This window comes from Streptomyces sp. HUAS ZL42, from assembly GCF_040782645.1.
Taxonomy (GTDB): Bacteria; Actinomycetota; Actinomycetes; order Streptomycetales; family Streptomycetaceae; genus Streptomyces.
The window spans coordinates 4,501,725-4,521,998 of the sequence record NZ_CP160403.1 but is presented as its reverse complement, the minus strand read 5'-3'; the positions used below and the strand labels follow the sequence as shown (position 1 = coordinate 4,521,998).

Annotated in this window: 16 protein-coding genes; 15 read left to right on the top strand and 1 reads right to left on the bottom strand. The window is 72.0% G+C overall.

Going from position 1 to position 20,274, the window contains the following annotated elements:
- Positions 1-163 precede the first annotated feature (163 nt).
- The 7 genes from ssd (at position 164) to ABZO29_RS20635 (ending at position 5,450) form a co-directional block, all read left to right on the top strand.
- Positions 164-1,276 (top strand): septum site-determining protein Ssd, encoded by a 1,113-nt coding sequence (ssd, locus tag ABZO29_RS20665; RefSeq protein ID WP_367321676.1) that lies wholly within the window; start codon positions 164-166, stop codon positions 1,274-1,276.
- Entirely contained in the window at positions 1,273-2,691 is a 1,419-nt protein-coding gene (locus ABZO29_RS20660; protein WP_367321675.1) for a TadA family conjugal transfer-associated ATPase, read from the top strand. Before ssd ends, ABZO29_RS20660 begins: the two co-directional genes overlap by 4 nt.
- Positions 2,684-3,544, top strand: coding sequence for a type II secretion system F family protein (locus ABZO29_RS20655; protein WP_367321674.1), 861 nt, complete (start codon positions 2,684-2,686; stop codon positions 3,542-3,544). The genes ABZO29_RS20660 and ABZO29_RS20655 overlap by 8 nt, the downstream gene beginning before the upstream one ends.
- Complete coding sequence (locus tag ABZO29_RS20650; RefSeq protein ID WP_367321673.1) at positions 3,541-4,326, top strand: type II secretion system F family protein; 786 nt, start codon at positions 3,541-3,543, stop codon at positions 4,324-4,326. Before ABZO29_RS20655 ends, ABZO29_RS20650 begins: the two co-directional genes overlap by 4 nt.
- 77 nt (positions 4,327-4,403) lie before the next feature.
- On the top strand, positions 4,404-4,625 hold the full coding sequence (locus ABZO29_RS20645; protein WP_367321672.1) for a DUF4244 domain-containing protein: 222 nt from the start codon (positions 4,404-4,406) through the stop codon (positions 4,623-4,625).
- Positions 4,612-4,977, top strand: a complete 366-nt coding sequence (locus ABZO29_RS20640) for a TadE family type IV pilus minor pilin (RefSeq protein WP_367321671.1) — start codon at positions 4,612-4,614, stop codon at positions 4,975-4,977. The genes ABZO29_RS20645 and ABZO29_RS20640 overlap by 14 nt, the downstream gene beginning before the upstream one ends.
- Complete coding sequence (locus ABZO29_RS20635) at positions 4,974-5,450, top strand: Rv3654c family TadE-like protein (RefSeq protein ID WP_367321670.1); 477 nt, start codon at positions 4,974-4,976, stop codon at positions 5,448-5,450. Before ABZO29_RS20640 ends, ABZO29_RS20635 begins: the two co-directional genes overlap by 4 nt.
- Here the strand turns inward: ABZO29_RS20635 and ABZO29_RS20630 are convergent.
- Entirely contained in the window at positions 5,335-7,869 is a 2,535-nt protein-coding gene (locus tag ABZO29_RS20630) for a DEAD/DEAH box helicase (RefSeq protein WP_367321669.1), read from the bottom strand. The genes ABZO29_RS20635 and ABZO29_RS20630 overlap by 116 nt on opposite strands.
- An 82-nt stretch (positions 7,870-7,951) precedes the next feature.
- Here ABZO29_RS20630 and bldG point away from each other — a divergent pair, with 82 nt between their 5' ends.
- The 8 genes from bldG (at position 7,952) to topA (ending at position 20,223) form a co-directional block, all read left to right on the top strand.
- Positions 7,952-8,293, top strand: a complete 342-nt coding sequence (gene bldG / locus ABZO29_RS20625; RefSeq protein ID WP_010986038.1) for an anti-sigma factor antagonist BldG — start codon at positions 7,952-7,954, stop codon at positions 8,291-8,293.
- Between the two features lie 119 nt (positions 8,294-8,412).
- Positions 8,413-8,844: an ATP-binding protein gene (locus ABZO29_RS20620; RefSeq protein WP_367321668.1), complete on the top strand. Its 432-nt coding sequence runs from the start codon at positions 8,413-8,415 to the stop codon at positions 8,842-8,844.
- 285 nt (positions 8,845-9,129) lie between these two features.
- Entirely contained in the window at positions 9,130-11,535 is a 2,406-nt protein-coding gene (locus ABZO29_RS20615; protein WP_367321667.1) for a sodium-translocating pyrophosphatase, read from the top strand.
- A gap of 194 nt (positions 11,536-11,729) precedes the next feature.
- Positions 11,730-12,329 (top strand): small secreted protein, encoded by a 600-nt coding sequence (locus ABZO29_RS20610; protein ID WP_367321666.1) that lies wholly within the window; start codon positions 11,730-11,732, stop codon positions 12,327-12,329.
- Positions 12,330-12,400: 71 nt separating this feature from the next.
- A complete protein-coding gene (locus ABZO29_RS20605) occupies positions 12,401-13,936 on the top strand; it encodes a methyltransferase (protein WP_367321665.1) in 1,536 nt (511 codons plus the stop codon).
- Between the two features lie 192 nt (positions 13,937-14,128).
- A complete protein-coding gene (locus ABZO29_RS20600) occupies positions 14,129-16,786 on the top strand; it encodes a protein kinase (protein ID WP_367321664.1) in 2,658 nt (885 codons plus the stop codon).
- Between the two features lie 143 nt (positions 16,787-16,929).
- Positions 16,930-17,127, top strand: coding sequence for a hypothetical protein (locus ABZO29_RS20595; RefSeq protein ID WP_367321663.1), 198 nt, complete (start codon positions 16,930-16,932; stop codon positions 17,125-17,127).
- Between the two features lie 267 nt (positions 17,128-17,394).
- Positions 17,395-20,223 (top strand): type I DNA topoisomerase, encoded by a 2,829-nt coding sequence (gene topA / locus ABZO29_RS20590; protein WP_367321662.1) that lies wholly within the window; start codon positions 17,395-17,397, stop codon positions 20,221-20,223.
- The last annotated feature ends 51 nt before the right edge of the window (positions 20,224-20,274 follow it).

Sequence of the window (20,274 nt, the reverse complement as noted above, 5' to 3'; positions counted from 1 at the left end):
GTCATTCCCAACGCGTCCGCTCGCGGCGAGTTCATGGCCGGTTCCGTTTGTGGGCGTGTTTGGCCGGTTTCTGTCGGCCGTTCATATGGAGGCCGGTTGCCGGTTCTTCACACGTTTGGGAATCGCGGGGCCGCAGAGGCTGCGCGACATGCAGCGAAGGGGGATGGAAAGCGTGTCCGGAACCGTCACGCACGACCCGCCGCCGACCGCCGGAGGGCGGCAGGGCAAACCACTGATCGTCACGGAGGACGCAGAACTCCTCGACGACCTGCTGCGCCTGTGCGCCGCCGCGGGCGCCACACCCGAGGTTCACCCCGGAGTGCCGGAACCCAGGGGCAGTTGGGAGGCCGCACCGCTCGTCCTGGTCGGCGACGACGCCGCACGACGCGTGCGCGCAGCCGCACGCAGACGCGGAGTAGTGCTGGTCGGCCGCGACCAGGACGACTCCGGCGTGTGGAAGCGGGCCGTCGAGATCGGCGCCGACCATGTCCTGATGCTCCCCGACGGGGAACAGTGGCTGGTCGACCGCATCGCCGACGTCGCCGAGGGCGTGGGGCGGCCCGCGCTCACCGTCGGAGTCATCGGCGGCCGCGGCGGCGCCGGCGCGTCCACGCTCGCGTGCGCCCTCGCCGTCACCTCCGCGCGCGAGGGTCTGCGCACCCTGCTGGTGGACGCCGATCCACTGGGCGGCGGACTCGACGTACTCCTCGGTGGCGAGACGGCAGAGGGCCTGCGCTGGCCCGCCTTCGCCGCCTCGCGCGGGCGGGTCGGCGGCGGCGCCCTGGAGGAGTCGCTCCCGAAGTTGCACTCGCTGCGGGTGCTCAGCTGGGACCGCGGCGACCGAATCGCCATCCCGCCCCCGGCCGTACGCGCGGTGCTCGCAGCGGCCCGGCGCCGCGGCGGAACGGTCGTCGTCGACCTGCCCCGTCGTATCGACGACGGGGTCGCCGAGGCACTCGCCCAGCTCGACATGGGGCTCCTCGTGGTCCCGGCAGAGCTGCGCGCCGTTGCGGCGGCCGGCCGGGTGGCCTCCGCCGTCGGGATGGTCCTGCGCGATGTTCGAGTCGCGGTACGTGGGCCGTACGCGCCGGGTCTCGACGACCGCGAGGTGGCCCGGCTGCTCCAACTGCCGCTGGCCGGTGAGGTTCCCGTCGAGTCGGCCTTGCTGCGCCCGGACGGCGGCAGGACACCGCCGGGCGCGGCGGCGCGCGGGCCTCTCGCCCGCTTCTGCAAGGAGTTCTGGGAGCGGGCCCTGGTCGAGGCGGGTGGCGCATGAGGACCCTTCCGGGACTTGAGCGGGTGGCGGCTGATCGGGTCCGGCTCGAGGACGTACGACAGGGGGCGCTTTCTGCGCTTGGGCGGCCGGGCGAGGGTCGGACGGGGTTCGACGACGTACGGCAGGGGTCGGTTGCTGGGGCCGGGCGGCTGGGCGGTGATCGGGCCGGGCCGGCCGGTGTACGGCAGGGGCCGTTCCCCGGTTTCGAACGGCTGGCCGGCGATCCGGCGCTTCTCGACGGCGTACGGCAGTGGCTGGCCGAGAGCGGGGCCGAACCGACGCCCGCGCGCGTGGCACAGGCGCTGCGGGAGCAGGGGCGGGTGCTCGGAGACGCGGAAGTCCTCGGTGCGGCCGAGCAGTTGCGTTCCGAACTGGTCGGCAGCGGGCCACTGGAGCCACTGCTGGCCGACCCGTCGGTGACCGATGTGCTGGTTTCGGCCCCGGACCGGGTCTGGGTGGACCACGGCGGCGGACTGGAGCTGACCTCCGTGTCCTTCCCGGACGCCGCGGCCGTACGACGGCTTGCGCAGCGCCTGGCCGCGGTGGCGGGCCGGAGGTTGGACGACGCCCGGCCGTGGGTCGACGCCCGGCTGCCGGACGGGACCCGGCTGCACGCGGTGCTGCCCCCGGTCGCCGTCGGCTGCACCTGCCTGTCGCTGCGGGTGGTACGACCGCGCGCGTTCACGCTCGACGAACTGGTGGCGGCGGGCACGGTGCCCCCGGGCGGGGACCTGGTGCTGCGGGCCCTGTTGCGGGCGCGGCTGTCCTTCCTCATCAGCGGCGGTACCGGCAGCGGCAAGACGACCCTGCTCAGCGCGCTGCTCGGGCTGGTCGGGCCGGGTGAGCGGATCGTGCTCGCCGAGGACTCCGCGGAGCTGCGGCCGGATCACCCGCACGTCGTGCGTCTGGAGGCCAGACCGGCCAACCAGGAGGGCGCGGGCCTCGTCACCCTCGAGGACCTGGTGCGTCAGGCTCTGCGGATGCGGCCGGACCGTCTGGTGGTGGGCGAGGTGCGGGGGCCCGAAGTGGTCCATCTGCTGGCCGCGTTGAACACCGGTCATGAAGGCGGCTGCGGGACTGTCCATGCCAATGCCGGTGCGGACGTACCGGCCCGGCTGGAGGCGCTCGGTACGGCGGCGGGGCTGGACCGGGCGGCGCTGCACAGCCAGGTGGCGGCCGCGCTGTCGGTCGTACTGCATCTCGTGCGCGACCACGCGGGGCGGCGGCGCATCGCCGAGGTGCACGTGCTGGAACGGGATCCTTCGGGGCTGGTCAGGACGATGCCGGCGCTGCGGTGGGGAGCGACGGCGTTCGTGCGTGAGCGGGGCTGGGAGCGGCTGCGGGGGCTGCTCCGGGACGAGTACTCCGACCTGCATGCCGTCCGGCACCGGGGAAGCGGAGGGTGGGATGAGTGAGACGACGATGGCGGCGGCCACGGCGTTCATCGGGGCGGCGGTGTGGCTGTCGGGCGGGCGGCACCCCGGGGCACGGCGGGCGCAGCTGCTGCTGGCGGGCGGCGGAACGGCGGGGACCGGGCCGCCATCGTGGCGGCAGGTGGCCGGGCAGGTGCGGTGGCTCCGGGGGCGGTGGCGGGCGGAGTGGTGGTCGTTGGCCGTCGGACTGACGCTCGCGGTGCTGGGCGCCTCGGTGCTGCCGGTCGTCGCCGGGGCGGCCGGAGTGCCGGTGCTCCGGAGAGCGCTGCGGGCCCGGGAGACACGGCTCGCGCGGGAGAGCCGCGGCGACGCGGTGATCGCGCTGTGCGGGGCGCTCGCCGGGGAGGTGCGCGCCGGCCGGCAGCCGGGGGAGGCCCTGCTGCGTGCGGCTCAGGACTCCGGAGGGCTCGGCGACGCGCAGGCGGCGGTGCTCGCGGCGGCGCGCTTCGGTGGGGACGTCCCCGCGGCGCTCGCGGTCGCGGCACGGCAGCCGGGGGCCGACGGACTACTGGGTCTCGCGGCGTGCTGGCGGGTCGCCGTCGACCAGGGCGCCGGTCTCGCTGCCGGACTCGACCGCCTGGAGGGGGCATTGCGCACCGAACGCGACCAACGCGCCGACCTCCGCGCCCAGTTGGCGGGCGCTCGTTCCACGGCGGTGATGCTCGCCGCGCTGCCGGCGCTCGGCCTCCTCCTCGGCACGGCCCTCGGCGCCGACCCACTGCACGTGCTGCTGCACACCGGGCCGGGGCTGGGCTGTCTGCTGATCGGCGGACTGCTGGAGGCGGCCGGGTTGTGGTGGGCGCTGCGGATCGTGCGGGGAGCGGAGACGCCATGAGCACGGAAGTTTTCCACAGCCTGTGGGCAGCCGTCGGGGTGGTGCTCGTTCTCGGCTGGTTGATGCGCTGGTGGCTGGTGGTGCGCCGGGAAGTGAAGGTGCGGCGGAGGCTGGCCGGGTTGCTGGCCCTGCAGATGGTGTCGGCGGGCTCCCGCTCCGAGATCGGGGGTGCCGTGCGGCGGTGGCTGCCCCTCGTGGGAGTGGCGGCCGCGGGCTGCCTGCTGGTCGGCGGTGTCGCGGGCGTCGTGGTGGGGCCGGCCGTCGCGGCGGTGCTGTGGCGATGGAGAGCCCGGCAGACGGCGACCGGACACGCCTCGGAGGCCGATGGCCCGGCGGCGGCCCGTCAACTCCCGCTCGCCGCCGACCTGCTGGCCGCTTGTGTCGCGGCCGGTGCCGGTCCGGTGATCGCGGCGCAGGCCGTGGGCGAGGCTCTGGGCGGCCCCGTCGGGGAGGGACTGGCGAGAGGCGCGGCGGAGGTACGGCTCGGCGGCGAACCGTGCGAGGCCTGGCGGAGGCTGGCTCAACTGCCGGGAGCCGGGCCCCTGGCACGGCTGCTGGAGCGGGCCGGAGTGTCCGGGCTTCCCGCGGCCGGACCGGTCACCCGGCTCGCCTCGGACGCCCGCGCCGACCGGTCGCGCGCCGCGACGGCACGGGCACGCCGGGCGGCCGTCATGGTCACCGCACCCGTGGGGCTGTGCTTCCTGCCCGCGTTCATCGCGATCGGCGTACTGCCCGTCGTGATCGGACTCGCGGGCGAGGCGCTGGGAGGGGGTGGTGGATGACGGAGCGGTACAGCCGGAGAACAAAAAGAGCAAACCGACTCAACGGAACAACTGAACCGAACCTTACGGGGGTTGAGATGTACAAGGCGGTACGGGCGCGGTTGCGTGCCCTGATGTGCGGGGTGGTGCGCCGGGCGCGTGCGGCGCGACAGGACGCGGGGATGGTCACGTCCGAGTACGCGACGGGGATCATCGCGGCAGTGGGGTTCGCCGTGCTGCTCTACGAGGTGATCACCAGCGGGCAGGTCAAGGCGGAGTTGCTGGCCATGGTGAAGCGAGCGCTCAGTGTGCGGATGTGAGCGGGGCAGGGGCGGGGACCGCGGGTTCGTGACGGCGGAGTCCGCCGTGGTGCTGCCCGTGCTGGTGGCCTTTGCCATGGCGTTGGTGCTGGGGCTGCTTGTCGTGGCCGCGCGGATCCAGTGTGTGGACGCGGCCAGGGCGGGCGCCCGGGCGGCGGCTCGCCAGGATCCGCGGGACGCGGTGGTCCGGGTGGCCCGCGAGGCGGCGCCGCCGGGTGCGGAGGTCACGGTGGGACGGGACGGGGACCAGGTCCGGGTGGAGGTCGTGGCCAAACTCCCGATGCTGGACGGGCTGCCCTTCGAGGTGCGGGAGGAAGCCGTGGCGGCGGCCGAGGAGGTGGTGGGCTCATGAGAGACGGGGCCGAGGGGGCCCGCGGCTCCGCCACGGTCCGGACCGTCGGTGACAGGGCCGAGGGGGACCGCGGCTCCGCCACTGTCTGGACCGTCGGTGCGATCGCCGTGCTGTGCGTGGTGTTCGGGGTCGTGCTCGCCCTCGGGCAGGCAGTAGTGGCCCGGCATCGCGCGGCCGGCGGCGCGGACCTCGCGGCGCTGGCCGCGGCGGACCACTGGGCCGAGGGGACCACGGCGGCCTGTGCCCGGGCGGACCGGGTGGCGCGGGCCCAGGGTGCGCGGCTGGTGCGGTGCGCGATCGTGGGCGAGATCTCGGACGTGACGGCGGCGGCGGGAGGAGGACCGTTCGCGGCGGAGGTCAGGGCCCGGGCGGGCCCTGCGGGGCCGGTCCCGCAGGCTGCCCCTCCGCCTGCGCCGAGGCTTCCTCGTGGGGAGCCGCCTTCTCCTCGGGCGCCCCACGCAGCAGCACCGTGAGCAGCCGCACGGCGCCCCTCTTGTGCAGCGGGTCGTTGCCGTTACCGCACTTCGGGGACTGGATGCAGGACGGACAGCCGGCGTCGCACTCGCAGGAGGCGATGGCCTGACGGGTGGCGGTGAGCCAGGCGCGGGCGGTGTGGAAGGCGCGCTCCGCGAAGCCCGCGCCGCCCGGATGGCCGTCGTAGACGAAGACCGTCGGCAGGAGCGTGTCGGGGTGGAGCGGGATCGACACACCGCCGATGTCCCAGCGGTCGCAGGTCGCGAACAGCGGCAGCATGCCGATGGACGCGTGCTCGGCGGCGTGCAGGGCGCCGCCGAGGATCTCGGGGCCGATCCCGGCCTCGTCCAGCTGGTCCTCGGTGACCGTCCACCACACCGCGCGGGTGCGGAGCGTACGAGGCGGGAGATCGAGTTTCGTCTCGCCCAGCACTTCACCGGTGATGAGCCGTCGGCGCAGAAAGGAGACCACCTGGTTGGTGACTTCCACGGATCCGTAGCACAGCCGCCCGTCGCCCCAGGGGATCTCGATGTCGGTCTCCAGAACGGAGATCGACGTCGTGTCGCGGGCGACCGTCGAGTACGGCGGATCGGCCTCCTCGACCAGGGCGACCGACTCCTCCAGATCGAGGGCGCGGACGAGATACGTACGGCCCTGGTGGAGGTGGACGGCGCCCTCGTGGACGGTCGCGTGCGAGGACCCCGCGTCGACCGTGCCCAGCAGGCGGCCCGTGCCGGCCTCGACGATCTGGACCGGTCGGCCGCCCTCGCCGCGGATGTCGGTGAGGTCGGCGGCCCGTTCCCGGCGCGTCCAGTGCCATGCCCGGGTGCGGCGGCGCAGCAGCTTCGCCGCCTCCAGCTGGGGGAGCAGCTCCTCGCAGGCGGGGCCGAAGAGCTCCAGGTCCTCGTCGACGAGGGGCAGCTCGGCGGCCGCCGCGCACAGGTGCGGGGCCAGGACGTAGGGGTTGTCGGGGTCCAGGACCGTCGACTCCACCGGCTGGTCGAACAGGGCCTCCGGGTGGTGGACGAGGAAGGTGTCCAGCGGGTCGTCGCGGGCGACCAGGACGGCCAGGGCACCCTGCCCCGAGCGGCCTGCCCGGCCCGCCTGCTGCCACAAGGACGCGCGCCTGCCCGGATAGCCGGCGATCAGTACGGCGTCCAGGCCCGACACGTCGACGCCGAGCTCCAGCGCGGTCGTGGCCGCGAGGCCGAGGAGTTCGCCCGAGTGGAGGGCGCGCTCCAGGGCGCGGCGTTCCTCGGGGAGGTAGCCGCCGCGGTACGCCGCGACACGCCGGGCCAGCGACCGGTCGACCTCGGCGAGCCGCTCCTGGGCGATCACCGAGATCAGCTCGGCGCCGCGCCGGGAGCGGACGAAGGCGACCGTGCGTACGCCCTGGACGGTGAGGTCGGTCAGCAGGTCGGCCGTCTCGGCGGTGGCGGTGCGGCGGACGGGGGCGCCCTTTTCGCCCTGCAGCTCCGTGAGCGGGGGCTCCCAGAGGGCGAACACCAGTTCCCCGCGCGGGGAGGCGTCGTCGGCGACCTCGACGACCCGCAGACCGGTGAGACGGCGTGCGGCGACCGCGGGCTCCGCCGCAGTCGCCGAGGCCAGCAGGAAGACCGGGGAGGCGCCGTAGCGCGCGCACAGCCGGCGCAGGCGGCGCAGCACCTGGGCGACATGGGAGCCGAAGACACCGCGGTAGGTGTGGCACTCGTCGATGACGACGTACCTGAGGGCCTTGAGGAAGGAGGACCAGCGGGGGTGGGACGGGAGTATGCCGCGGTGCAGCATGTCCGGGTTGGTGAGGACGTAGTTGGCGTACTGGCGGATCCACTCACGTTCCTCGAACGGAGTGTCGCCGTCGTACACCGCGGGGCGCACGGAATTGCCCAGCGGTTGTGAAAGTTCCTTCACCGAGCGGCACTGGTCCGCCGCCAGGGCCTTGGTGGGGGCCAGGTAGAGGGTGGTGGCGCCGCGGCCGTTCGCGGCCTCGGAGCCGTCCAGGAGCGTCGACAGGGCCGGGACGAGGTACGCCAGGGACTTTCCTGAGGCCGTGCCTGTGGCGACGACGACCGAGTCGCCGTCCAGGGCGTGCTCGGCGGCCCGTGCCTGGTGGGCCCAGGGATGCTCGATGCCCGCCGCCTGGACGGCCGCCACGACTTCCGGGCGAATCCGATCAGGCCAGACGGCATGGCGGCCCTCGCGCGGGGGCAAGTGCTCCGTATGAGTGATGCGCGACGCCCGGCTGGGCCCCGAGGCGAGCCGGTCCAGGACCGTGCCCGGCGAGGGGCTGTACGCGGGGTCCGTCGAGGTTCGATCGGATCGGTGATTCTTGGCCATCGGCACCGAGTGTGTCACTGGCGTGACGGACAATGGAGTCAAGGCGTCGTGCACGCCTGCCGGTAAGTGATTGAATGCCATCGCGGCTGGCGAACCGTCCCGGGGGCTCCAAGCCGAGGTGTCCCGAGGGGCGACCGCTCGATAGCAAGGTGCTGGAGGATCCGTGGACCTGTCCCTGTCGACCCGTACCGTCGGCGATCGTACGGTCGTCGAGGTCGGTGGCGAAATCGACGTATATACCGCGCCCAAGCTGCGCGAGCAGCTGGTCGAGCTGGTGAACGACGGGAATTTCCACCTCGTCGTCGACATGGAGGGCGTGGACTTCCTCGACTCCACCGGGCTCGGCGTGCTGGTCGGCGGCCTGAAGCGGGTACGAGCCCATGAGGGCTCGCTGCGCCTGGTCTGCAACCAGGAGCGCATTCTGAAGATCTTCCGCATTACCGGTCTCACCAAGGTGTTCCCGATCCACACCTCGGTCGAGGAAGCGGTGGCGGCCACCGACTGATCGCCGTCCCGGGCCATGGGCCCGGGCGGCACCAGTTCGGCCGAAGTGAAGAACGACGGGGTCCGGACGTTCGGTGGTCCGGCCCCCATACAGCACGCCCGTAGTTCGGAGGGGGATGCATGGCCACCGTTGAACTCCGCTTCAGCGCGCTGCCCGAGCACGTCAGGACCGCCCGGTTGGTGGCGGCAGCGGTGGCGCGCAGGGCCGGAGTGGACGAGGCCGCCCTCGACGAGGTCAGGCTCGCCGTCGGTGAGGCCTGCACCCGCGCCGTCGGACTGCACCAGAGCGGCGGCATCACGGCGCCGGTGAAGGTGCTGCTGATCGAGGAGGAGAAACAGTTCTCCATCGAGGTCGGCGACGAGGCTCCCCGCTCGGCCCCCGGAGACCGGGCGCCCGGCGCCGCAGCCGACGACGCCGAGGCCGAGGAGGACGACATGGGCCTCGCGGTCATCAGCGGGCTCGTGGACGACGTGGAGGTGACCGCCGGGCTCCACGGCGGGCTGATCCGCATGAGGTGGCCGACCACACCGCCGGCCGTGGCGCTCGCCTGACCTCACCCGTCTCACGTGGAAGGGCCCTGCTGAGCAGGGCCCTTCCACGTTTTATATGGATGGCGCGCCGAACTCGTGAAAGAATTCACGATCAATCGGCCGATAATTTGATCAAGCGTCAATGCCTTTGGGGCATTACCGCTTTCGGGTTCAGTGACCTGTGGGCGATCATTTGCTGAAGAGCATGTGGAGGCCAATTCCATTTACGGCGTACTGTTTTGATCAGGTTCCGGTACCTACAATCCGTCCACATCTTGAGCTCAGCCCAAGCGTCAAGGAGGACGAATGGCGGGGCTTTCTACCCCTCATCAGTTGGACCATCCCACAGCCTTCGCAGCTGCAGTGCTGACCGACGACAACCGCATCCTCGTGACGGTCATCGGGGTCGTGGCGCTGGCCGCCCTCGTGGTCGCGGGCGTGCTGTTGCGCCAGGTGCTCGCGGCGGGCGAAGGCACCGACAGCATGAAGAAGATCGCAGCGGCGGTCCAGGAAGGCGCGAACGCCTATCTGGCCCGGCAGCTGCGCACGCTCGGCGTCTTCGCCGTCGTGGTGTTCTTCCTGCTCATGCTGCTGCCCGCGGACGACTGGAATCAGCGTGCCGGTCGATCCGTCTTCTTCTTGATCGGCGCGGCGTTCTCGGCGGCCACCGGCTATATCGGCATGTGGCTCGCCGTGCGCAGCAATGTGCGCGTCGCCGCGGCGGCCCGGGAAGCGACCCCCGCGGCGGGTGAACCGGAAAAGGATCTCACCGCCGTCTCGCACAAAGCCATGAAGATCGCTTTCCGAACGGGCGGCGTCGTCGGCATGTTCACGGTGGGCCTCGGTCTGCTGGGCGCCTCCTGTGTGGTGCTGGTGTACGCGGCCGACGCGCCGAAGGTGCTCGAGGGCTTCGGCCTCGGGGCCGCCCTGATCGCCATGTTCATGCGTGTCGGAGGCGGCATCTTCACCAAGGCCGCCGACGTCGGCGCCGACCTGGTCGGCAAGGTCGAGCAGGGCATTCCGGAGGACGATCCGCGCAATGCCGCGACCATCGCCGACAATGTGGGCGACAACGTCGGCGACTGCGCGGGCATGGCGGCCGACCTCTTCGAGTCGTACGCCGTGACCCTGGTCGCCGCGCTGATCCTCGGCAAGGCGGCCTTCGGCGACGCCGGCCTGGCGTTCCCGCTGCTCGTGCCGGCGATCGGCGTCCTGACCGCGATGGTCGGCATCTTCGCCGTGGCCCCGCGCCGCGCCGACCGCAGCGGCATGACGGCGATCAACCGCGGCTTCTTCATCTCCGCGGTGATCTCGCTCGCGCTGGTCGCCGTGGCCGTCTTCGTGTATCTCCCCGGCAAGTACGCCGACCTGGACGGCGTCACCGACGCGGCGATCCAGGCCAAGGACGGCGATCCGCGGATCCTCGCGCTCGTCGCGGTGGCGATCGGCATCCTGCTGGCCGCCGTCATCCAGCAGCTGACCGGCTACTTCACCGAGACCAATCGCCGTCCGGTCAAGGACATCGGCAAGACCTCGCTCACCGGCCCGGCCACCGTCGTCCTGGCCGGTATCTCCGTCGGCCTCGAGTCGGCCGTCTACACCGCCCTGCTGATCGGCCTCGGCGTGTACGGGGCGTTCCTGCTCGGCGGTGCGTCGATCATGCTGGCGCTGTTCGCGGTGGCCCTGGCCGGCACCGGCCTGCTCACCACGGTCGGCGTGATCGTCGCGATGGACACCTTCGGGCCGGTCTCCGACAACGCGCAGGGCATCGCCGAGATGTCCGGCGATGTCGAGGGCGCCGGCGCGCAGGTGCTCACCAACCTGGACGCGGTCGGCAACACCACCAAGGCCATCACCAAGGGCATCGCCATCGCCACCGCCGTCCTGGCGGCGTCGGCGCTCTTCGGTTCGTACCGCGACGCCATCACCACCGGCGCGCACGACGTCGGAGAGAAGCTCTCCGGAGCCGGCGCGCCGATGAGCCTGATGATGGACATCTCGCAGCCCAACAACCTCGTCGGCCTGATCGCCGGTGCCGCGGTCGTCTTCCTCTTCTCGGGGCTGGCGATCAACGCGGTGTCGCGGTCGGCGGGTTCCGTGGTCTTCGAGGTGCGGCGGCAGTTCCGCGAGAAGCCCGGGATCATGGACTACAGCGAGACGCCGGAGTACGGCAAGGTCGTCGACATCTGCACCAGGGACGCCCTGCGCGAACTCGCCACACCCGGTCTGCTCGCGGTGCTGGCGCCCATCTTCGTCGGGTTCACGCTCGGGGTCGGCGCCCTCGGCGCGTTCCTGGCGGGTGCGATCGGCGCCGGCACGCTGATGGCGGTGTTCCTCGCCAACTCCGGCGGCGCCTGGGACAACGCCAAGAAGCTCGTCGAGGACGGCCACCACGGCGGCAAGGGCAGCGATGCCCACGCCGCGACGGTGATCGGCGACACGGTCGGCGACCCCTTCAAGGACACCGCGGGCCCCGCGATCAACCCGCTGCTGAAGGTGATGAACCTGGTGTCGCTGCTCATCGCGCCCGCGGTGATCAAGTTCAGCTACGGCGAGGACAAGAGCATCGGCGTCCGGATCCTCATCGCGGTCCTCGCGCTTCTCGTCATCGTCGGCGCGGTGTACGTCTCCAAGCGGCGTGGCATCGCCGTGGGTGACGAAGACAACGCCGATCGGGTGTCCAAGTCGCCGGATCCCGCGGTGGTTTCGTAGTCCGTCCTACGAGGCCCAGCTCACGGGGCGGGCGGGCGGCGCGCATTGTCGTGCCGTCCGCCCGCCCCGTTCGTGTGCACTCCTTCATCGTGAGCCTTGTCTCACATGGTGCAAACGGCTGCAAGTCGCGGCAAAGCAGTCATCTGTCACATGGCTGTCGCGCGCGTCCCGTGTATGTTCCGGGGCCGAGAGCCATGGAAGGGACCAATCCGGTGAACAAGAAGCTCGCGGCCGCACTGTCCGGCGGTGCGGTACTGGTACTGGCGCTGTCAGGATGCTCCAGCGACGACGGCAACGCCGAACTGGATGCCTGGGCCAAGCAGGTCTGTGACACGCTGCCCGCACAGGACTCGAAGGTCGACGCCGCCAACGAGGCGATCAGGCAGGCCGCCGCCGACAACAAGGCGCCGGAGACCGTCAAGCAGACCGACTCCAAGGCCTTCCAGGACATGTCCGACGCCTACAAGGCGCTCGCGACCGCCGTCGACAACGCGGGGGCGCCTCCCGGCGTCGAGGACGGCGCGAAGAAGCAGCAGGCCGCCGTCAAGGAGCTCACCGCCCTCTCCGCGTCGTACGCCGCCCTGAAGAAGGAGGTGGACGCGCTCGACACGAAGGACCAGGGGAAGTTCGCCGACGGTCTGCAGGAGATCGCCACCAAGCTCGGCAAGCTCAGCCAGAGCAGCAACACCGCGCTGAAGAACCTGGAGAAGGGCGACGTCAAGGACGCCATGGCCGAGCAGGCCAGCTGCAAGAAGGTCGCCGCCTCCGCGTCGGCGAGTTCGACGCAGGGCTGATCCAGCCGCCCGGCGGTCGAGGGGGACCGCGGCGCATGCCGGGGCGCACCCGGGGCATGCCGCGGGACACAATGGGGGGCGTGAGTAACGCCATCCTCTCGCCCCTGCCCTCCTCCGACCGCCCCGAGGTCGCCGCCCGGCTCCGGGAGGCCCTGCTCGGGGCCGGCTTCACCGCCGACGGACTGCTCGAGCTGCTCGGCGCCCCCGCTTACGCGGCGCTGGCGCGCAGCGAGACCGTGCCCGCGCTCCGGGCGACACGCGGGGACTCGCCGCTGGAACTGCTCGTACGGCTGTTCCTGCTGCAGCAGCCCGTGCCGCACGCGCGCGTGGCGGACGTTCTGCCCGTCGGCGCGTGCGTGGAGAGCGGATGGCTGGTGCGCGTCGGCGGGGACTCGGCAGCCGAAGTGGCCGCGACGGTGGACGTACGACCGTACGGCGGGCTCGGCGGCGAGGACTGGTTCATCGTGTCCGACCTGGGGTGCGCGGTCGGCGGTGCGGGGGGCATCGGCAGCCGCGACGAGAGCGTGGTCCTCGGTGTCGGCGGCGCCTCCACGACCCTCGCGGGCATCACCGTCCGTACCCCCGTCACCTCCGCCCTCGACCTCGGTACGGGCTCCGGAATCCAGGCGCTGCACGCGGCGCAGCACGCCACGCGCGTGACGGCGACCGACATCAACGCGCGCGCCCTGCACATCACCGCGCTCACCCTGGCGCTGTCCGGCGCCCCGGCCGCGGACCTGCGCGCGGGCTCGCTGTTCGAGCCGGTCCGGGATGACGAGACGTACGACCTGATCGTGTCCAACCCGCCGTTCGTGATCTCACCGGGTGCGCGGCTGACGTACCGCGACGGCGGGATGGGCGGGGACGATCTGTGCCGCACGATCGTTCAGCAGGCGGGGGAGCGGCTGAACGAGGGCGGGTTCGCGCAGTTCCTCGCCAACTGGCAGCACGTGGAGGGGGAGGACTGGCAGGACAGGCTCAGGTCGTGGGTGCCGCGCGGGTGCGACGCGTGGATCGTGCAGCGCGAGGTGCAGGACATCACGCAGTACGCCGAGCTGTGGCTCAGGGACGCAGGTGACCACCGGGGCGACCCGGCCGAGTACGAGGCGCGGTACGACGCTTGGCTGGACGAGTTCGAGGCGCGCAAGGTGAGGGCCGTGGGCTTCGGCTGGATCACGCTGCGCAGGACGGACGCCGCGGAGCCCTGCGTCACCGTCGAGGAGTGGCCGCACCCGGTCGAACAGCCGCTCGGCGACACGGTCCGGGCCCACTTCGACCGCCTCGACTACCTGCGGGCGAACGACGACGCGGCGCTGCTCGCAGGGCACTTCAAGCTGGCCGCCGAGGTGATCCAGGAGCAGGTCGGGCTGCCCGGCGCCGAGGACCCCGAGCACGTCGTGCTGCGCCAGCACCGCGGCATGCGCCGGGCCACCAAGGTGGACACGATCGGCGCGGGATTCGCGGGCGTCTGCGACGGTTCGCTGAGCGCCGGCCGCATCCTGGACGCGATCGCCCAATTGATGGGCGAGGATCCGGTGTTGCTGCGCGACCGCACGCCGGCGCAGATCCGGCTTCTGGTGGAGCAGGGGTTCCTCGAGCCGGCCTGAGCCCGCAGGCCGCCGCGCCGTCGAGTCACTCCTGGTACACCCCCGTACCCCTGATGCCCCTGTGTCCGATCTGGCGGGATTGATGGGATTGACGCTGAAAAGGTCTCCTGTCAGTGGTGGGTGCGAAGCTACCTTCGAGGGACGAACTTCGCGCGTTCTCGGGGGAGGCGCGCTGTCTCGGGGGGAGGCGCGATGGCGGGGGAGACGCCGGAACAGGGTGAAGGCAGGGTCATCAACGGCCGTTACCGGCTGCTGCGGACGCTCGGCGCGGGCGGCATGGGCCGCGTGTGGCTCGCGTACGACCAGGAGTTGGCCTGCGAAGTCGCGATGAAGGAGATCGCGCTTCCGGACACGCCGATGGATGCGAGCGAGCCCGCACAGCGCATCGCACGAGCCCGCAGCGAAGCCCGGCACGCGGCGCGGTTGCGCGGCCACCCGCACGTGGCGACGGTGCACGACGTGGTGGTGCACGAGGGGCTGCCCTGGATCGTCATGGAGTACGTGCCGGACGCCGTGGACCTCCAGGCGGTCGTACGACGGTCGGGGCCACTGCCTCCCGCCGAGGTCGCCCGCATCGGGCTCGCCGTCCTCGACGCGCTCACCGCCGGGCACCGCGTCGGCATCCTCCACCGGGACGTCAAACCGGCCAACATCCTTCTGGCGTCGGACGCTTCGGGCGATCCCTACGCGCGCGTGCTGCTCACCGACTACGGCATCGCGCTCCAGCCCGAGTCGCGCGAGCCCCGGCTCACCGCCACCGCCGGCATCCTCGGCACGCCCGGCTACCTCGCCCCGGAGCGCGCACGGGGCGAGCCGCCCACCCCGGCCGCCGACATGTTCTCGCTGGGCGCCACGCTGTACGCCACCGTGGAGGGCCGAGGGCCCTTCGACCGCCAGGGCGAGTACGCGACCTTGACCGCCCTGCTCGGCGAGGAGCCGACACCGCCGGTGCGCGCGGGCGAACTGGCGCCCGTGTTGCAGGGGTTGCTCGTCAAGGACCCCGTGCGCAGATCCTCGCCGGAGGCGGTGGCGCGTGGCCTGGAGCGTGTGGTGCAGGGGGCGGCCGGGACGGCGGTCGGCGGCTCGCCGGGGTGGCGAGCGGCGCCTTCGGCCGGGGCGGGGCAGGGGGCCGCCGGCCCGCCGCAAGGGAGCTTCGGCCCGCCGCCCGAGGGATTCGGGGTGGGGTCGGGCGGGAACGGCGCGAGCACGCCGGGCGGCCACCCCGCGGGAGCGCCCGCCGGCTGGAGCGGCTCCGCAGCACCGGGCACCCCGCAGACGCCGGGCACACCGCCGACCCCCGGGGCCCCACCCACGCCGAACACGCCGCCGACGCCGCACACTCCGGACAGGGCGCCGGGAAGCCCGGGTGCGGGCGGTTCCGGTGTACCCGGAGCCGGTGGTCCCGGAAGCGGGGGTCCGGCCACCCCGGGAGCGGGTGACCCGGGCGGAGGCGGACCGGGCGGTGGTGGACCGTCCGGCGCCGGCCGGAGCGGCGCTGATCCGGCCCTGGGCGGCCTCGGGCCTGCCACGCCCGGCGGGGCGGCCGGGGCGACGCCCGGCTCACCGCCGTACGACGCATGGCCGCCGCCGACGGCGCAGCGTCCCTTCGCCCCCGACAACCCGTACGCGCGGGCGCCCGGATCCCCCTACGGGAGCGGCGGGGCGCAGTCGCCGCCGTATGGCGGAGGTTCCGGCGCGCCGCCGTACGCGGGAGGGTCCACACCGTCACCGTACGCGGGGAGCGGCAGCCCGCCGCCACACGCCGAGAGCAGCAGCCGGCCGCCGTTCGCCGGCGGCAGCAACCCTGCGCCTCCCTACGCGGGAAGCAGCCCTGGGCCGTACGCGGGCAGGGGTGCGCCGTCGGCGTACCCCTCGGCGGCATACGGGAGCGGCGGCTACGGTGGCGGGCCCACTGTTCCCGGCCAGCGCGGCGACGGCCCGCCCCCCGGCGGCAGGAAGCGCGTGGCGATCGTCGCCCTCGTCGTCGGTCTCGTCCTCGTGATCGCGGGCGGTGCCTGGGCGGCCGTGTCACTGACCGGCGACGACGACGGCGGCGGCAAGAACAGCGCCGCCACGAAGAAGTCTCCCCCCGCGAGTCCTTCACCGTCTCCGTCGCCGACCGGACCCGTGTATCCGTACGGCGACCTGGTCGGGCTCACCGAGCCGCTGGAGACGGGGGACTGTGTGAAGGCGGTCTGGTCGGGGGCGCCGTTCAAGTCGGCACCGAACCTCGGGGTGGTGGACTGCGCCGAGGACTGGCCCGACGGCCAGGTCGTGGCGGTCGACACGGCCACCGACTACGCGGACGCCCGGGCACAGGGCGCGAAACGGTGCGAGGACCTGAGCCGGGCCGTCGTCCAGGCACTCCCGGACGCGGGCGGGTACGCCGTCGTGCCGACGAAGGAGGGCTTCACCGCGGCCAACAGCGGTACGGCATGTCTCGTACTCGGCAGCCATGCCGCGATAGGCGGCGAGGTGGGCCGCTTCCGTGACGCGGGCACCGACCTGTGGGTCGGGCAGATGAGCGTCGGCGACTGCTGGGTCTACGAGGAGAAGGAGGACAGCTACGAGGCGCCCCTCACGGATTGCGCCAAACCGCACACGGATCAAGTGATCGGAACCGTTCAGGCTCCGGCCACGATGAGCTACAAGAACGGCACCGACAACGCGACCAAGCTGTGCGCCAACAAGTTCGAGTCGACCTGGGCACCGGGCTCCGAGCGCATCGTGATCGGCTGGGTGAGCGACGAGGACGACTGGAAAGCCGGCTTCAACAAGGTGGTGTGCACGGTGAGCCGCGCCGACAACACGAAGACGGCCGGAAAGATACCCGTGCCCGGCTCGGTCTGAGACCGGCCGGGGCGGGAGCGCAGAGCGGGTGCACAGGGCCGTCGGCCGCGCGTTCACCTCAGGTTCGCCCGGACGTCGCCCGCGCGTGTCAGCCTCCCTGGGCTGGGCACTCGCAGGCGGGAGAAAGAGGGGCGCGGACGGCCATGGAGACGGGACCGGCGATCTTCACGGGAGTGGTGTTCGCCCTGTTCGGAGGCGGGCTGCTGGTGTGGACCGTGGCCCGCGTACGGCACCGCGAACCCGTCGCCCACGGTGTGAGCCCCGTCGCATCGGCGACCGTCGCGACCCTCGCCGCGACGGTCGCCCTGGCCCTCGCCGCGTGGTGCTTCAACAGCCTTTGAGGGACCGGTCGGAGCTCCCCGCCGAACCCCTGGCAGGACCGCCGCGACAGTAACTGAGAGGTCACGCTCCGGATGGGCGGGAAAGGACTGCTGAGCACTCCGGGCGGCAGGAATGGCGGTAGTCGGGTTACCGTTCGAGTGGCCGTTGTGGACTTTTCCCGTTTGACACGGGGGCGGGATGTACCGTCACACTCCGCAGCGTGACCTAACTGACCCCGGGACGTAGGCCTGGGGAGGCCCCAGCGTCGACCGGAGAGAAGAGCGAAGTTGTCCCCGACCAGCGAGACCGCACACGGCGGCCGCCGACTCGTCATCGTCGAGTCGCCTGCCAAGGCGAAGACGATCAAGGGCTATCTCGGCCCCGGCTACACCGTCGAGGCGAGCGTCGGGCACATCCGCGACCTTCCCAACGGCGCCGCGGAGGTGCCCGAGAAGTACACCGGCGAGGTCCGCCGCCTCGGCGTGGACGTCGAACACGACTTCGAGCCGATCTATGTCGTCAACGCCGACAAGAGGGCCCAGGTCAAGAAGCTCAAGGACCTGCTGAAGGACTCCGACGAGCTCTTCCTCGCCACCGATGAGGACCGCGAGGGCGAGGCCATCGCGTGGCACCTCCTGGAGGTCCTGAAGCCGAAGGTGCCCGTCAAGCGGATGGTGTTCCACGAGATCACCAAGGACGCGATCCGTGAGGCCGTCGCCAACCCGCGCGATCTCAACCAGCGCATGGTCGACGCCCAGGAGACCCGCCGCATCCTCGACCGCCTCTACGGCTACGAGGTCTCGCCGGTCCTGTGGAAGAAGGTCATGCCGCGTCTGTCGGCAGGCCGTGTCCAGTCGGTCGCCACACGCCTCGTCGTGGAGCGGGAACGCGAGCGCATCGCGTTTCGTTCTGCCGAGTACTGGGACCTGACGGGCACCTTCGCGACCGGCCGCGCGGGGGACTCGTCGGACCCGTCGTCGCTGGTCGCCCGCCTGCAGACCGTCGACGGCAGGCGGGTCGCGCAGGGCCGTGACTTCGACTCCCTGGGACAACTCAAGAGCGCGAACATCCTCCACCTCGACGAGGCGAACGCCCGCGCCCTGGCCGCCGCACTCCAGGACACGCGGTTCTCCGTCCGCTCCGTCGAGTCCAAGCCGTACCGCCGCTCGCCGTACGCCCCGTTCCGTACGACGACGCTGCAGCAGGAGGCCAGCCGCAAGCTCGGCTTCGGCGCGAAGGCCACCATGCAGGTCGCGCAGAAGCTGTACGAGAACGGCTACATCACCTACATGCGTACGGACTCCACGACGCTGAGCGACACCGCCGTGGCCGCCGCCCGCGCCCAGGTCACGCAGCTGTACGGCGCCGACTACCTGCCGCCCCAGCCGCGCACCTACGCCGGGAAGGTCAAGAACGCGCAGGAGGCGCACGAGGCGATCCGCCCCTCAGGTGACCGCTTCCGCACCCCTGCCGAGACCGGTCTGACCGGCGACCAGTTCAAGCTCTACGAGCTGATCTGGAAGCGGACGGTCGCCTCCCAGATGAAGGACGCGACCGGCAACAGCGTGACGGTAAAGATCGGTGGCACCGCCACCGACGGCCGGGACGTCGAGTTCAGCGCGTCGGGCAAGACGATCACCTTCCACGGCTTCCTGAAGGCGTACGTCGAGGGCGCGGACGACCCGAACGCCGAGCTGGACGACCGCGAGCGCCGGCTGCCGCAGGTGAACGAGGGCGACGCCCTCACGGCCGAGGAGATCACGGTCGACGGGCACGCCACCAAGCCCCCGGCCCGCTACACCGAGGCCTCCCTGGTCAAGGAGCTCGAGGAGCGCGAGATCGGCCGCCCCTCGACGTACGCGTCGATCATCGGCACGATCCTCGACCGCGGCTATGTGTTCAAGAAGGGCACGGCGCTCGTCCCGTCCTTCCTGTCCTTCGCCGTGGTCAACCTCCTGGAGAAGCACTTCGGGCGGCTCGTCGACTACGACTTCACCGCCAAGATGGAGGACGACCTCGACCGCATCGCGCGCGGCGAGGCGCAGGCCGTGCCGTGGCTGAAGCGCTTCTACTTCGGTGAGGGCACCGCCAACGGCACCGCGGCCGACGCCGGCAACGGCGACGGGGACCACCTCGGCGGCCTCAAGGAGCTGGTGACCGACCTGGGCGCGATCGACGCGCGCGAGGTGTCGTCGTTCCCCGTCGGCAACGACATCGTGCTGCGGGTCGGCCGCTTCGGCCCCTACGTCGAGCGCGGCGAGAAGGGCACCGAGCAGTACCAGTCCAAGGATGTTCCGGCGGACCTGGCGCCCGACGAGCTGACGGTCGAGCTGGCCGAGGAACTGCTGGCCAAGCCGAGCGGTGAGCGCGTGCTCGGGACCGACCCGGAGCCGCCGCACCACCCCATCGTGGCCAAGGACGGCCGCTACGGCCCGTACGTCACCGAGGTGCTCCCCGAGGGCACCCCGAAGACGGGCAAGAACGCCGTCAAGCCGCGTACGGCCTCGCTGTTCAACTCGATGTCGCTGGACACGGTGACGCTCGAGGACGCGCTGCAGCTGATGTCGCTGCCGCGTGTCGTCGGTACGGACGCGGACGGCGCGGAGATCACCGCGCAGAACGGCCGCTACGGGCCCTATCTGAAGAAGGGCACGGACTCGCGTTCCCTGCAGTCCGAGGAGCAGCTCTTCACGATCACGCTGGAGGAGGCGCAGGCGATCTACGCCCAGCCGAAGCAGCGTGGCCGCGCGGCCGCCAAGCCGCCGCTGAAGGAACTGGGCGAGGACCCGGTCAGCGGGAAGCCGGTCGTCGTCAAGGACGGCCGCTTCGGCCCGTATGTCACCGACGGCGAGACCAACGCGACCCTGCGCTCCGGCGACAGCGTCGAGACGATCACCCCGGAGCGCGGCTTCGAGCTGCTCGCCGAGAAGCGTGCGAAGGGGCCCGCCAAGAAGACGGCGAAGAAGGCGCCCGCGAAGAAGGCGGCCCCGGCCAAGAAGGCCACCGCCGCCAAGAAGACGGCGGCGAAGAAGACGACGACGGCTGTGAAGAAGACGACCACGGCGAAGAAGACGGCCGCGAAGAAGGCGACGGCTTCGAAGTCGGCGGAGGACTGAGTTCCGCGGCGGTTTCCAGCCGCCCGGTTCTTCACGTCCGGTTCGCGAAAC